This is a genomic window from Sunxiuqinia dokdonensis (genome assembly GCF_001270965.1).
Classification (GTDB): Bacteria; Bacteroidota; Bacteroidia; order Bacteroidales; family Prolixibacteraceae; genus Sunxiuqinia; species Sunxiuqinia dokdonensis.
The window spans coordinates 49,261-62,451 of record NZ_LGIA01000190.1; the positions used below are offsets into that span (position 1 = coordinate 49,261).

Here is a 13,191-nt window from a genome sequence, read left to right on the forward strand (position 1 = left end):
CAGTAATTGTCGTGCTTACAGGTTAATCACCTTTTCGGCTGCCTTTTGAAGCAGCAGGATGTCGGTCATGGTGCCGGCAATGCCCACTTCCATTTGGTTTATCAGACCAAAATGATTGAGGCAGGTTTTACAGGCCATCAGTTTCACTCCTTTTTGCTCCAGGGTTTGCAAGGTTCCAACAACTGGCGATCCCGAACAAATTAATTTCACCCCGCCGTTGTAAAAAGCCATCACCTGCGGAAGTTCCCGTTCTTCGCTCAGCAGCTTGAGGTAATTTTGAACGAGTAAGAGCCCGAGCTCACCGTCTCCTGTTCCCATGCCGTTGTGGGTGATTTGGATGAGGGTTTGTTTCATTTTTGATTTGGATGTTTGGTTTGGATGCAAAGATACTCCATTGCACGAACGAACCATTGCTTAAGCCACTGTTTACTTCTGTTGCTTGTGGTTTGTTATTTTGGGGGAGAAAGATTCAAGCCGGCTAGCCACGCAAGCGTTTTACATGATCTTCTTTCGTTCGGGTTTCAGGTCTTTGACCCACTGGTTGACGATGTATTCGTTTTTGCGAATCCATTCGCGTACGCCATCTTCGGGATCGGCTTCGCTGTTCATCAGGTAGATGAGGCTGTTGATTTGCTTTTCTGAAAACTGCATGCGCTCGAAAAGCCGGGCCACTTTCGGCAGTCGTGTAGCCAGGCTTTTGTTGCCCACCGCGTAAATGTTTTCCTGTGCGCCAAATACCTGCTGCGGATCATCCAAAAACCGGAGTTCGTAGCGGGCAAACAGCCAGTGCGGTTCCCAGCCGGTGATGACAACTTCTTCGCGTCGTTTAAACGATTCGGCAAAAGCTTGGGTCATGTCCTGTTCCGACAGGCTCAGGAGTTGTATTCCGCTGAGGTCGTATTGATCGATCGCGTGACGCGTTTGATACATCACGCCGGCCTCGGTTTCAATCCCAATAATCTCAACATCTTTTCCTTTTAAATCTTCAATCGATTGATACTGGCTGTAGGCCGGCACCACCAGCCCGGTGCGGGCATGCGGGTAAATAATGCCCACCTGCTCAATCGCGCTGGCATGGGCCTCCAGGTAATGGCCATGCGTTTCCGGCAGCCAGGCATCGGCAAATACATCCGCTTTTCCGCTGGCCACTTCGGCATAGGCGCTTGCCACATCGGTCAGTTTCATTTCAACCTCAAATGCCATTTGCTCTTCAAGCACAATCTTTGCCAGGTTGGTAATGGCAATGGCCTCCGACCAATCGGTGTAAACCAGCTTGACCTGGCGTGGTTCATCCGCTTGTTCATTGGTGCTTGTTGTGCAGGCCCCGGTTAGTAAAAGGGCAGTCAAACTTACGAGGATCGTTTTTATCTGTGTGTTCATAATTTCTGATTTTAAGCCATTCACTAATCAAAAAGCGCTTCGAGGAATCCCAGCGTTTGTTTGCGGTCTTTCACAATCATCACCGGGATGTTCTTCTCAACCTCCGCCAAATCTTCGGCTGTGCGGTCCAGAATAACGTTGGCCAGTTCCGATTTCACTTTCGAGCCAATCATGATCAGGTCGGCCTGGTTGACCAGTCCGTGGTGATACAGAATCTGGGCTTCATCGTAATGCTTATCGTACAGGAAAGTACAGGGGATTTCCTGCGGATCAAGCTTCAGCTTTTTCATGAATTTGGCGTATTCCTTTTCGCCATGCTTGCTCATGCGTCTCTGTAGTCGCTGTTCGTCTTCCTCCGAATATTGAGGAAAATGGCTGATGGGAATTTTGTAGGCATTGATGGCAAAAATCGTCGCGCCCGTTAGCTTACCAAGGCTGACTGCGGTATTCATCGCTATTTCCGATATTTTTGAGAAGTCGGTGCGAACGAGTATTTTTTCAATTTTTGGAATCACCGTTTCGCTGACGAGCAGGACAGACGACGGCGTGAGTGGCATGGTTCTTCGTGCCAGCGACCCCCTGCCCAGATAACCGACCTTTTTGCCAAACAGCGTGAGGTTAATCTTGTAATCGCGGGTGAATTGCAGCAACTGGTCCGACTTGACGCCTTCCAGAACGACGACTTCGATGTCAATCGCTTCCTGACGCTCAAAAGATGCAGCCACCTTTTCTTCCAGTTCTTCCTGAATAATTTTGGTGATGGGCTTTTTCATGTCAGGAAACTCACTCAATATTTCGCGGGGCAGGTCGTAACTTTGCAGCAAATGAAGGAAATAGATTTTCCGGGCTTTGATTCGATCCACCAAAAATGCTGCATAGTTTACCAGAAAGTCGTCCATTTCGGTCAGGTCCATGCAAACCAGTATGTTGTCTAATTTTTCCATAATGCAATGATTTTGTCGTTTTCAATTTCAAAAAAATCATCCGAACGATAGCCGGGCTGGTGGTTTATTTCGATTCTCTTTTTTTCAGAATATCCGCAATAATCTTCTGATAGTCTTTGTGCTCACGATCCCGTACCCGCTCCATCATTTCTTCGTATTCACCCCGCAGGCCTTTCATCAGGCTCCAGGCAATAATAATCAGGATGATGGCAAAAGGCAATCCGGTTGAAATGGCTGCTGTTTGCAGGGCCTGCAATCCGCCACCCAGCAAGAGCACGGCAGCTACAGCGCCTTCGGTCAGCGCCCAGAAAATTCGTTGGGCAACGGGCGCCTCCAGTTTTCCGCCAGCAGTCAAACTGTCCACAACCAAGGAGCCGGAGTCGGAGCTGGTGACAAAAAAGCTGGTCACCAGAATGACCCCAACCATGGAAGTAACCTGCGAAATGGGGAACTGCTCGAGCAGGACAAAGAGTGAAGTGGCGACATTATCTCTCACTGCACCGCCAATATCGGCCAGGGCATTCAACTCCAGAAACAGGGCGCTTCCCCCAAAGGCCGACAGCCACAGGAAAGTGAGCAGCGTAGGAACGATCAAGACGCCCAGCACAAATTCTTTCAGGGTGCGGCCCCGCGAGATGCGCGCGATAAACATGCCAACAAAGGGCGACCAGCTGACCCACCAGGCCCAGTAGAAAACCGTCCAGCTGTTTTGCCAGTCCGATTGTTGGTAGGTTTCGGTCCAGAAACTCAGTTCGAAGAAGTTTTGCAGGTAGCTGCCCAGGTTTTGTACAAACGAGTCGACAATAAATAAGGTGGGGCCGACAATGATGATAAAAAGCAGAAACAGACCAGCCAGAACGATATTGATTTCACTCAGTCGTTTGACCCCAGAACTCAATCCGGCTACTACCGAACCAGTGGCTGCCAGTGTAATCAGCGTAATTAGAATCACCTGGCTATTGACGGTGTCGGGCAGGTTAAACAGGTGAGCTAAGCCAGCACTGACTTGTTGCACGCCCATTCCCAGTGAGGTGGCCAAACCAAAGAGCGTAGCCACAACGGCCAGCACGTTGATCATTTTCCCGATCGGGCCATTCACCTTTCTCCCCAGTAAAGGATAAAACACCGAGCTGATGGTAAGCGGTAAACCCCGGTTAAAGGTGAAAAAGGCCAGCGCCATACCGACCAAAGCGTATATGCCCCAGGCATGTAACCCCCAGTGCAAAAAGGTAAGTTCCATTGCAACTTTGGCGGCCTCAACGGTTTGACCCTCCGAAGTTGGTGCGTTAAAAAAATGGTTCATGGGCTCTCCCACGCTCCAGAATAAGATCCCGATTCCCATTCCGGCGCTGAACAGCATGGCAAACCAGGCTCCTTTCGAAAACTCGGGCTTGGCATTTCGGCCACCCAGTTTGATGGTGCCAAACTTGCTAAAGGCAATGTACAAGACAAAAATGAGGAAGAAGTTGACAGCCAGGATGAAAAACCAACCGCCACCATCAGATATTGCTCCTTGAATGTTGCTGAATACTTGGGCCATGGGCTCACCCACAATCAGGGTAACCGAAATAAACAAGACAATTAGAATGGCGGAAGGCCAAAAAACAGGGGCATCAACATCAAAATACTTTTTAGTGGATTTCAATTCAGGATTGATTTCATCCTTTTGTTCTTTCTCTTCCATAAGTGTGGATTTACAGTTTCTACTCTTAAGGTACTCGGTGTCGAATTCGGACTTTCTGTGCAAGGTATAAAATTTGAGAGGCGAATCAAAAAGATGAACAGGTGCGATGTGTAATAATTGCAACCTCGATTCAAAAAAAACAGGCAGCCATCAATTCACTGCCTGTTTGGTTCTAATCTTTAATCCGGCTTACTCTTTCTTCAACAAATCTCTGATTTCAGCCAATAATTCCTGGTCCTTTGTGGGGATGATCGGAGCGGGCTCTGCTGGTTTTTCAACCTCTTTCTTTTTCATGTTCACCATAGCCTTAATCATCATAAAAACCGCAAAGGCAATGATGATAAAGTCGATGGTTGTTTGAATAAAATTACCGTAAAGGATGGTTGCCCCCTTGGTGACCACCTCGCCCGCGGCATTCACCACATCGTCGCGCAGCACGTACTGCAGTTCCTTGAAATCCACTCCACCGATCAGCATGCCGATCGGTGGCATCAGGATATCATTCACAAACGAAGCTACAATTTTACCAAAGGCACCGCCAATGATAATGCCAACAGCCATGTCAACCACGTTGCCCCGCATGGCAAAAGCTTTAAACTCTTTCATTAAGCTCATAAGAATTAGAATTAGATGAATATTGGAAATTTGAAATAAAAGGTACTGCTTATTTCAATCCAAGTCAATGGCTTTTTGGGCATCAGAAAAGGGAGGACGATAGGGGTTGTTACAAAAAATTTAGGGTTAACATCGCCGCAAATTTGAATTTGCTTTCGACATTAACCCTAAAATCAACATTCAGAAGAATGGCTATTTCTTAATCAGTAACCAGGTATCGGCGTACTGTGGAAAATCATTGCGGATTTGGTGAACGCGTGCCCGGGCTGCTGCTTCATCGGTGTACGAATTGACACAAACACGATAGTAGCCTGTTTCGCTGTGTAATACAATGGGGCTAAATCCCTGGGGAATCAACTCCTGCTTGTAGCGGTTGGCATTGGCATTGCTGCTAAAGCTCCCGATAATGACAAAAAAGCTTTTGTTTTCGTTTTTAGCCTGGTCTTCTTTTTGATCAAAAGAGAAACTTTCAGCTTGCACCCGCACCGGTTTTTCAACCTCTTCATACATGCGGTCTGATGTTGGATTTTCTCTAACTTCAGATTTGGTACCAGGAACCGAGAATACTTTGGTATTGTCCTGCATGGTTTCTGTTGCAGGTTCATCGTTCTTACTTGTTTTTTGAAAAACTTTACAGCCGGAGGAAAGCAATCCCAGGGCTAAAACTGCAACCATTATTTTCTTCATTTCTTTTTGTTTTAACTTCATTTGACTTTCAAAAATACGAAAAAGCGTTACTGCTTATTGTTCTTAGGAAAACACATTATTAACTTTCAATTGTTAAAATCTAAAACTTCAGAATGTTCTTCAGATAGCGCTGGCCGGCCACGCTGCGGTAAAAGCGGCTTCTTCGGCTGGCTTCCTGCTTGCTGGCAAACCCTTCGTGGTACATCATTACCCAGTTCGAATAATCTTTGGTCAGATCAATCTTACCTTCATTGTGTGCCTGCAGGGCTTTCTCCAAGTCCATGCAAAACCCGTAATAAAAACGGTGGTAATCCTGATTATAGATAACGTATGCGTAATAGTTCATGCGGCAAAAATAGGAAATCTGTATCACTTCCGGCAGTTAATTTCTCATTCTGTGGTGGCATTCAATACAAATTAGGCCAATAACCGGGTATTTCCCGGTCAATCGTAGTGTTCGAATCTCAATCACTGCATATTGATTGCGAAGATGTTGCTTTCGCTGAACAAACAGGCCATCAGAAATACCCAAATGAACCAAACTGCTTCAATGCCACTAGCCGATGGAAGTATCGTTCAATCCAAATTTTTGAAATTAAACCCGCAGCTTCCAGCCGGCATTTTCAAATTATACTAAAACCCAAAGCTTTCGGGATACATGATGGCAATGGCGATGATGGTGATGATAGCCAGTGACAAAAAGATGAAAAACAAAATGACACCGGTTTTGTACCGTTTATTGGTTCTTTCGAGCTGACTCACCGATAAAATTTTGTTGATTTTATTCACCATCTTTTTCAATGCCATCTGGTCCTTCACAATGTAGTCGTAAGCCCCATATTTCATGGTGTTAATGGCAATGTCGATACTGTCCTGACCCGAGAGGAAGATAAATTCTACGTCTGGAGCAATCTGCTTAGCTTTTTTCAACACTTCAATGCCATTCATTCCATCCAGTAAGTAGTCCTGTATGACAATTTTCGGTTGCCGCTCCATAGCTTTCAACACATCCTCACCCGACGAAAACGCTTCGGTATTGGTAAACTTGTTGGTTTTCAGATAGCTTACAACAAGCTTACTGTAGACCGGATTGTCTTCAACAACAAAAATTAACGGACTTTTATTATTTTGCATGGTTAAAGAATAATAAGTTAAGTATGCTCTCGTGTAGAATATTTGTTCTTTTAATTTTGTTAAAATTAGTAAAAAATTAAACACAACAACTTTGAAACGAAATAAATGACCGTAAATGTATAAAAAAGGGCTTGATAATAAGTTATTTGATCACCGCTCTTTTTTGGTTCTTTTTCGTTTCTTTGTTTCAGAAACAAAGAACATGCAGTTAATCATTGACATTGGCAATACCAACATTGTGTTTGGAATCAACCAGGATGGCGTGTGGAAACAAAGCTGGCGAATCCGGACTGACACCAAGAAGACAGCCGACGAGTACGAAGTCATTTTTCGCTCTTTGTTTTCCAGCGGCAAGATTTGCAAAAATGAGATTAAAAAGGTTATCCTAAGCAGTGTGGTACCAGCCCTGAACGACGATTTCAGGGAGCTGACCGAACGTTTTCTGAATCAGAAGGTCTTGCTGATCAAGCCCGACGTATACGATCGGCTGCCAATCAAGATCTTAAACCCCTATCAGATTGGCACCGATCTGGTTGCCAATGCGATGGCCGCCTATTCCAAGTTTAAAAAACCCTGCATGGTAATTGATTTTGGTACCGCACTCACCTTTCTGACCATTTCGGGATCGGGCGAAATTTTGGGGGTTGCCATTGCGCCGGGAATGGGCACTGCAGTGCGTTCGCTGGCAGGCGAAACTGCCCAGCTGCCATACGTTCAATTAGCTCAGCCGCCTTCTGTACTGGGAAAAAATACCGTTCATGCCATTCAGTCCGGTGTGGTTATTGGGTATGCCGGATTGGTTGACCGGATGATTGAACGAACCGAGGCGGAACTAAAGCAGAAGCTATACGTAATTGCGACGGGCGGTTTATCGGGTGTACTGGATGGACAAAGCTCCCGAATCACCCATTTTGAAGCCAACCTGACGCTTGATGGTTTAAAAATCATTGGCGATTTAATCGAATAAAACGACTTGTTTTTCGAGTCGGCGAATGATCTCATTCGGGTCGAATGCTACTTTGTTTCCACCATTTTCCAAATTCCTTCGTGGTTTACCGACAGTTCTCAGCGGTTCAACGAAAAGATCCGGTTCGTTTGGAACAAGCTTCCTAACTTGTGTAACGAAACCGAAATTTCTGCGTCAATCCATTAAATGCTACACTCATGAAAAAGCTACTGATTCTATTCTCAATCATTTTAATTTGTTCTTGCTCACTGACATCATGTTTCTTTCTGGGCCCGTCTATCAAGGGGAATGGCCATGTAACCACCGCATATCGCGATGTCGGTTCATTTGATAAAATCAAAGTTTCGTCGGGGCTGAAAGTCTTGTTGATTCAGTCGGATAAAAATTTATTGAACGTAGAAGCCGACGAAAACCTGCATGAAGTCATCCGTACCGAAGTAAAACGTGGCGAACTGAATATTTTTACCGAAGGACGCATCAAGCGATCACGTAAATTGTTAGTCACGGTTGAGCTGATTGATTTGGAAGAATTACAGTCCAGCTCAGGCTCGCAAGTCAGCTCCAGTGGCATGCTTCGCCTGAAGCGTTTCACGACACAGGCAAGCTCCGGAAGCCAACAGAATTTGAGCCTAAATACCCAAAAGCTGAAGGCTAAAACTTCATCAGGCGCACAAATCACGCTGGATGGAAAAACTGGCGATGCAGACTACAGTGCTTCATCAGGCTCACACCTCAAAGCAGGCGAATTGGTTGCAAAAAGCGGAAAGGCCGATGTATCGAGCGGAGCACACATTTACCTGGAAGTGACGACCAATTTTGAAGGCGAAGCGTCCAGCGGCGGACATGTTTACTACTCAGGCAATCCGACGTCGGTGGATATTAAAACCTCGTCGGGCGGGAATATCATCAAACAATAATCAACAGGATTAACACACACACAAATGAAAACAAGACAAATACCTATTCGCGGAATCATAATCTTATTGCTCGCCATTTTGATGGCTGCTCCCGCGTATTCAAGCCAGAAGAAAACAGATAAACAAAATCGGAACATCGAATCATTCCATGGAATCGCGGTAAGTAGCGGCATCGATTTGTATCTCACCCAAGGGAATTCGGAAGAAGTTGTGGTTGAAGCCGACGTAGATGTGATTGATGCGATTATGACGGAAGTAAATGAGGGCGTACTACATATTTACATGAAAAAGACTTTTGGTTTTCAATGGAACCGCAGCAGTCGCGTTCATGTCACTTTTGATGATCTCACCAGCCTGGCAGTTTCAGCCGGCGCCGATGTCGCAGGTCAAAGTCCGTTCAAGTTGGATGAACTTAAAATCTCAGTCAGTGCGGGTGCCGATCTCCGGATTGATGAATTGTTTGCCGAATCGGTTTGGCTGGATACCAGCAGCGGTTCTGATGCTCAATTGAGCGGGCGGGTGGTGAACTTCGAAGCTTCTTCTTCAAGCGGAGCCAATATTTCGTGCAGCGAGTTGGTTGCTGAGCATTGCAAAGTCAGTGTTTCCAGTGGTTCCGATGCCGAAGTGCATGCCACGCAAAGCCTGAAAGCCAGCGCCAGCAGCGGTGGCGACATCCGCTACCGGGGCAATCCGGCTCATAAAGACATCAATGAGTCAAGCGGTGGCGATGTTTACAGCGAATAAAAAAGAGCTCAGCTATTATTTATCAGAGGCTATCCAAAAAGTCAGGCCGGAAATCTAATTTGACTTCGTGTTCTCCGTGTAATCGTTATGCAATTCTGTGGCTCAGCTATTTGTTTTTACCACAGAGTTTCGCAGAAAGAGAACAAGGAGAATAACAGCGTTTTTGGACAGCTTTTTTGCCTTTTTTAAAAAAACGTTTCATTCACGGCTTGTTCTAGTTAAACGAAATAAGGGGTAATTTGCTTCCATCAATCATTGAGCGATGTCCATACAAATGGTGCATCCGGATCTTGTTTTCTTTTGCAGATAGGCTTCGGCGGATCGAAACCTGCCGGGAAACTCCCCTTCAACCGTCAAAAATCATTACATTTGTTCTTCCAGCATTTTAACAATAGGAAAACACCTTGTAAACCAATAAAAATAATCTCCAATGAAATTCAAAGAATCCTCAAGGCGCTCGTTTTTAAAAAACACGTTGGCGCTAACGGCAGCGGTTACTGCCGTCCCTACAATCATCACCCAATCCGTCAGCGGAGCTGTGCTTCCGGCGTCAAAGCTGGCCGGTGCCAGTGAGCGGGTCAACCTGGCCTGTTGTGGAATTGGCAACCGGGGTGGCGACATCATTCGCGATTTGTATAATACCGGACTGTGCAACATTGTTGCTCTTTGCGATGTGGATATGGGCGCGCCGCACACCGAACGAATTCTGAAAATGTTTCCGGACGTTCCGCGTTTTCAAGACTTCCGCGAGATGTTCGATCAAATGGGGAACCAGATTGAGGCCGTGAGTGTGGGTGTTCCCGACCATTCCCACTTCCCAATTACCATGCTGGCCATGAGTTTAGGCAAGCATGTGTATGTTGAAAAGCCGATGGCCCGAACGTTCAACGAAGTACAGCTGATGATGGATGGTGCAAAAAAGTACCAGGTCGTTACCCAGATGGGAAACCAGGGACACTCCGAAGCCAACTATTTTCAGTTTAAAGCATGGAAAGAAGCTGGCATTATTAAGGATGTTACGGCGATTACCGCCCACATGAACAGCCCCCGACGCTGGCATGGCTGGGATACGGGAATCAAAAGTTTTCCTGCTGCCGAACCCATCCCCGAAACCCTGGATTGGGACCTCTGGCTTGCGGCTGCCCAGCACCACGACTACCACCACGATTACATTAACGGGCAGTGGCGCTGCTGGTACGACTTCGGCATGGGTGCTCTCGGAGATTGGGGAGCACACATCATGGATACGGCGCATGAGTTTCTGGATTTGGGCTTGCCTTACGAGGTTGATCCGGTGATGCTGGAGGGTCACAACAAATTTTTCTTCCCGATGTCATCAACCCTGTCCTTCAAATTTCCTGAGCGTGAGGCAATGCCACCGGTCGAGATTATTTGGTACGACGGTGTAAACAATATTCCGCAAGTTCCCGATGGCTATGGTGTTTCCGAACTTGACCCTAATATTCCGCCAGCAAGCAATGGTAAAATACAACCTGCGAAACTCAATCCGGGAAAAATCATTTACAGCAAGGATTTGACTTTCAAGGGCGGTTCTCACGGAAGCACGCTGTCCATTATTCCCGAAGAAAAGGCCAAAGACATGCAATCGCAATTGCCGGAAGTACCTAAAAGCCCGTCGAATCACTTTGCCAACTTCTTGCTGGCCTGCAAAGGGCAGGAGAAAACACGGTCGCCATTCGAGGTGGCTGGTCCGTTGAGCCAGGTATTCAACCTGGGTGTGCTGGCGCAGCAGTTAAACACCAAACTGTTGTTCGACCGCGAAACGAAGCAAATTACCAACAACAAGTTGGCCAACGAACTGCTTACCGGAACAAAACCCCGCAAAGAGTGGAAAGAGTTTTATAAGCTTTAAGCCAAAAAGTACGGCAGAAGCACTCATCAACTAAAAAAGGCATCCCCGGCAGCCAGTTTAACCATGGTCGCCGGGGATGTATTATTTCGGGAATGCAGACTATCCGCAGCCCTGTCAGGCAAAGTCGTGCTTCATTCATTCTTTGCTTGCCCGATGACCATCAGCTGCGGAGCAGTTTGAAAGCCATGCTTGTCCAAACGTTCCCTGAAAAGCGGAAGCTGCTCTTTGGTTTGATCAAACTCCGGTCGTCCTTGCAGCTCCTCCAGCAGGCTGGCCATTTCGCGATATTTATCTTCCAGAAAAAGTTCTTCCCGGTTGATCGTTTTCATTTTTAGGTGAAGAAAAGAATCAATGACCTCAACTTTGTTTTGACTGATGATTTCGAGAATTTCTTCGGGCGTCCAGGTGGGCCGATGGATGATGCCGTGCAAGCGGTCGACGAACGATTTGAAATGATGCAGCATGCGATGGTTTTCCTGAGCCGGGGTAAGTTCCCCGTTCGAAACTTCATTGATAAGCAACCAGCCATTAGGCTTTAGCACCCGTTTCATTTCGACAAAGGTTTGCTCAATATTTTCAAGATGATGCAAGGCATTGGACAGAGAAACGACATCGAACCTGTTGTCCTCAAAGTGCAACTGTTCGCCACTCATGGCTTGCAAGTCGATATGCTCCTGCGGAAAGCGCGCCCGGGCTTCCTTCAGCCATTGTTCTCCCGGGTCAACACCGGTGAGTTGGGCTTTTCCGTCGAAAGTGGTGTCAAGCAATTTGATGAAATCGCCGGCTCCGCAACCCACATCCAAAACACGGGTAACAGGCTTGTCGCTGAAAAAATGTTGTAGTTGTTTCATAATTATATCAATAACAAAAAGGCCGAAAGGGCGGTAATCACAATCACAGCAGCACGATAGACTTTTTCAGGGATTTTCCGAACCAGCAAAATCCCCAAAAAGGCACCCAGCGCGATGGCTGGTAAAACCATCAAATCCAATTTCAGGCTGGGCCAGCTAATGGTTTTCCAAACAAAAACATGGAGTGGAAATTTTGAAAAATTCAGAATCAGGAAAAACCAGGCTGAGGTGCCAATAAAACTGTTTTTTGGCAGGTGCATTGCCAGCAGGTAGATGGCAAAAATGGGGCCGGCAACATTACCAATCATTGTGGCAAATCCGCCCAGCACGCCCATCGAAGCGGCAAACCACCAGCTATCGGGGAAAAAGGTTTTGCCTTTCCGGCGATCGTGCCACAACATCAAGCCAATACACAGAAAAACCAGGATGGCGATCAGGTCTTTGAACTGTTCGTCGTTCACCACCTCCCCCACCCACAAGGCCAGTCCGACTCCAACAAATGCCCAGGGCAGGATCTTCACCAGGTAGCTCCATTCTGCGTGACGACGATAATAGCCTACGCCAAACAGGTCGGCCATCATTAAAATGGGCAGGAGTATTCCGGTGGACTGTTTTCCCCCGAAAATAAAGGCCAGCACCGGAACCACGATCATGGAAACGCCAGGCACACCAACCTTCGACATGCCAATGAGCATGCCGCAAACAGCCATTAAAACCCATTGCAGGGGTGTCAAATCAAAGGGTGAAAGCACTTCCATTGTATCTGTTTAGAAGCACAAATGTAATAAAGTTGGCCCGGAACAGGCAGGAAGCAGTCTAAAAAAAAGAGGCCGGAACAAGCCGGCCTCAAACCCAAAAACACTTAACAAACAAGTATACAAAAACACAGGACGTTCATCAACCGATTGGTTAATCTTTTTAAAAGAAGAAAAACTTCTTCTTCTCAATTTTTTCCCATTTTCCGGGAATCCACTTCCAGCCTTTTGCCTGCTTCTGCCAATGGCCGGGGCTCCATTGCTTATTTTCCTTTTTAGGCGCCCAGTGCGGGCCCACCCAAACATACATTTTCGATTGCCGGTGCCAAATCCAATGGCCTGGAATGAGTTGATAATCGGGGCCGGGCTTGTCAGGTACCGGTAACTTGACTTCTGGCGGACTCGGCTTTTGTTCCACGGTCACCTGTGCTTGTCCGGTTTCGGAACAAAGAAAAAAGAGAGCAAGTCCGAAAAGGAGAATGCGTATGCTTTGTTTCATGGCTTCGAGGCTTTTTTAATTGTTTTCGCGAACTGAAAGTTCAAAAACAGTGCCAAGAAGGGCGGGATAGATTTTGGTCGGCCCTTGATACCCGATTAAGGTGGAGTTTGTCACTTCTTTGTATCCATATTTGGTTCCTTG

At 46.6% G+C, this 13,191-nt stretch carries 15 protein-coding genes; 4 read left to right on the forward strand and 11 right to left on the reverse strand.

Going from position 1 to position 13,191, the window contains the following annotated elements; translation table 11 throughout:
* Nucleotides 1-15 precede the first annotated feature (15 nt).
* From NC99_RS17585 to NC99_RS17620, 8 genes are all read right to left on the reverse strand, one after another.
* Complete coding sequence (locus tag NC99_RS17585; protein WP_053186813.1) at nt 16-354, reverse strand: DsrE family protein; 339 nt, start codon at nt 352-354, stop codon at nt 16-18.
* A 141-nt stretch (nt 355-495) separates the two neighbouring features.
* Nucleotides 496-1,380 carry a glycine betaine ABC transporter substrate-binding protein gene (locus NC99_RS17590; RefSeq protein WP_157625031.1) on the reverse strand — a complete coding sequence of 295 codons (885 nt, stop codon included), beginning with the start codon at nt 1,378-1,380 and terminating at the stop codon, nt 496-498.
* 23 nt (nt 1,381-1,403) lie between these two features.
* Nucleotides 1,404-2,324, reverse strand: coding sequence for a universal stress protein (locus NC99_RS17595; protein WP_053186819.1), 921 nt, complete (start codon nt 2,322-2,324; stop codon nt 1,404-1,406).
* Between the two features lie 64 nt (nt 2,325-2,388).
* Entirely contained in the window at nt 2,389-4,008 is a 1,620-nt protein-coding gene (locus NC99_RS17600) for a BCCT family transporter (RefSeq protein ID WP_053186822.1), read from the reverse strand.
* A gap of 189 nt (nt 4,009-4,197) precedes the next feature.
* A complete protein-coding gene (gene mscL / locus NC99_RS17605) occupies nt 4,198-4,623 on the reverse strand; it encodes a large-conductance mechanosensitive channel protein MscL (RefSeq protein ID WP_053186825.1) in 426 nt (141 codons plus the stop codon).
* Nucleotides 4,624-4,815: 192 nt separating this feature from the next.
* A complete protein-coding gene (locus tag NC99_RS17610; RefSeq protein ID WP_162231250.1) occupies nt 4,816-5,310 on the reverse strand; it encodes an SPOR domain-containing protein in 495 nt (164 codons plus the stop codon).
* A 100-nt stretch (nt 5,311-5,410) separates the two neighbouring features.
* Nucleotides 5,411-5,656, reverse strand: coding sequence for a GIY-YIG nuclease family protein (locus tag NC99_RS17615; RefSeq protein WP_053186831.1), 246 nt, complete (start codon nt 5,654-5,656; stop codon nt 5,411-5,413).
* 287 nt (nt 5,657-5,943) lie between these two features.
* Nucleotides 5,944-6,444 (reverse strand): response regulator, encoded by a 501-nt coding sequence (locus tag NC99_RS17620; RefSeq protein WP_053186833.1) that lies wholly within the window; start codon nt 6,442-6,444, stop codon nt 5,944-5,946.
* Nucleotides 6,445-6,646: 202 nt separating this feature from the next.
* Between NC99_RS17620 and NC99_RS17625 the strand changes: the two genes are divergently transcribed.
* From NC99_RS17625 to NC99_RS17645, 4 genes are all read left to right on the forward strand, one after another.
* Nucleotides 6,647-7,411 (forward strand): type III pantothenate kinase, encoded by a 765-nt coding sequence (locus tag NC99_RS17625; RefSeq protein WP_053186889.1) that lies wholly within the window; start codon nt 6,647-6,649, stop codon nt 7,409-7,411.
* 197 nt (nt 7,412-7,608) lie between these two features.
* Nucleotides 7,609-8,328, forward strand: a complete 720-nt coding sequence (locus tag NC99_RS17635; RefSeq protein ID WP_053186844.1) for a head GIN domain-containing protein — start codon at nt 7,609-7,611, stop codon at nt 8,326-8,328.
* A gap of 24 nt (nt 8,329-8,352) precedes the next feature.
* The gene (locus NC99_RS17640; protein ID WP_082326557.1) at nt 8,353-9,072 is read left to right on the forward strand and encodes a head GIN domain-containing protein; all 720 of its coding nucleotides are present in this window, start codon (nt 8,353-8,355) and stop codon (nt 9,070-9,072) included.
* A gap of 430 nt (nt 9,073-9,502) precedes the next feature.
* Complete coding sequence (locus NC99_RS17645) at nt 9,503-10,945, forward strand: Gfo/Idh/MocA family oxidoreductase (protein ID WP_053186848.1); 1,443 nt, start codon at nt 9,503-9,505, stop codon at nt 10,943-10,945.
* A gap of 131 nt (nt 10,946-11,076) precedes the next feature.
* Here the strand turns inward: NC99_RS17645 and NC99_RS17650 are convergent, their stop codons facing one another.
* The 3 genes from NC99_RS17650 to NC99_RS17660 form a co-directional block, all read right to left on the reverse strand.
* Nucleotides 11,077-11,796 (reverse strand): class I SAM-dependent methyltransferase, encoded by a 720-nt coding sequence (locus NC99_RS17650; RefSeq protein ID WP_053186855.1) that lies wholly within the window; start codon nt 11,794-11,796, stop codon nt 11,077-11,079.
* Between the two features lie 2 nt (nt 11,797-11,798).
* Nucleotides 11,799-12,554 carry a sulfite exporter TauE/SafE family protein gene (locus NC99_RS17655; protein ID WP_053186858.1) on the reverse strand — a complete coding sequence of 252 codons (756 nt, stop codon included), beginning with the start codon at nt 12,552-12,554 and terminating at the stop codon, nt 11,799-11,801.
* A 160-nt stretch (nt 12,555-12,714) separates the two neighbouring features.
* Complete coding sequence (locus tag NC99_RS17660) at nt 12,715-13,050, reverse strand: YXWGXW repeat-containing protein (protein WP_053186861.1); 336 nt, start codon at nt 13,048-13,050, stop codon at nt 12,715-12,717.
* Between the last annotated feature and the right edge of the window lie 141 nt (nt 13,051-13,191).

Coding starts and splice junctions, on each gene's coding strand:
- NC99_RS17615 (WP_053186831.1), bottom strand. CDS start 5,656: ATGAACTATTACGCATACGTTATCTATAATCAGGATTACCACCGTTTT.
- mscL (WP_053186825.1), bottom strand. CDS start 4,623: ATGAGCTTAATGAAAGAGTTTAAAGCTTTTGCCATGCGGGGCAACGTG.
- NC99_RS17585 (WP_053186813.1), bottom strand. CDS start 354: ATGAAACAAACCCTCATCCAAATCACCCACAACGGCATGGGAACAGGA.
- NC99_RS17620 (WP_053186833.1), bottom strand. CDS start 6,444: ATGCAAAATAATAAAAGTCCGTTAATTTTTGTTGTTGAAGACAATCCG.
- NC99_RS17660 (WP_053186861.1), bottom strand. CDS start 13,050: ATGAAACAAAGCATACGCATTCTCCTTTTCGGACTTGCTCTCTTTTTT.
- NC99_RS17590 (WP_157625031.1), bottom strand. CDS start 1,380: ATGAACACACAGATAAAAACGATCCTCGTAAGTTTGACTGCCCTTTTA.
- NC99_RS17635 (WP_053186844.1), top strand. CDS start 7,609: ATGAAAAAGCTACTGATTCTATTCTCAATCATTTTAATTTGTTCTTGC.
- NC99_RS17640 (WP_082326557.1), top strand. CDS start 8,353: ATGAAAACAAGACAAATACCTATTCGCGGAATCATAATCTTATTGCTC.
- NC99_RS17625 (WP_053186889.1), top strand. CDS start 6,647: ATGCAGTTAATCATTGACATTGGCAATACCAACATTGTGTTTGGAATC.
- NC99_RS17600 (WP_053186822.1), bottom strand. CDS start 4,008: ATGGAAGAGAAAGAACAAAAGGATGAAATCAATCCTGAATTGAAATCC.
- NC99_RS17595 (WP_053186819.1), bottom strand. CDS start 2,324: ATGGAAAAATTAGACAACATACTGGTTTGCATGGACCTGACCGAAATG.
- NC99_RS17645 (WP_053186848.1), top strand. CDS start 9,503: ATGAAATTCAAAGAATCCTCAAGGCGCTCGTTTTTAAAAAACACGTTG.
- NC99_RS17650 (WP_053186855.1), bottom strand. CDS start 11,796: ATGAAACAACTACAACATTTTTTCAGCGACAAGCCTGTTACCCGTGTT.
- NC99_RS17610 (WP_162231250.1), bottom strand. CDS start 5,310: ATGAAGAAAATAATGGTTGCAGTTTTAGCCCTGGGATTGCTTTCCTCC.
- NC99_RS17655 (WP_053186858.1), bottom strand. CDS start 12,554: ATGGAAGTGCTTTCACCCTTTGATTTGACACCCCTGCAATGGGTTTTA.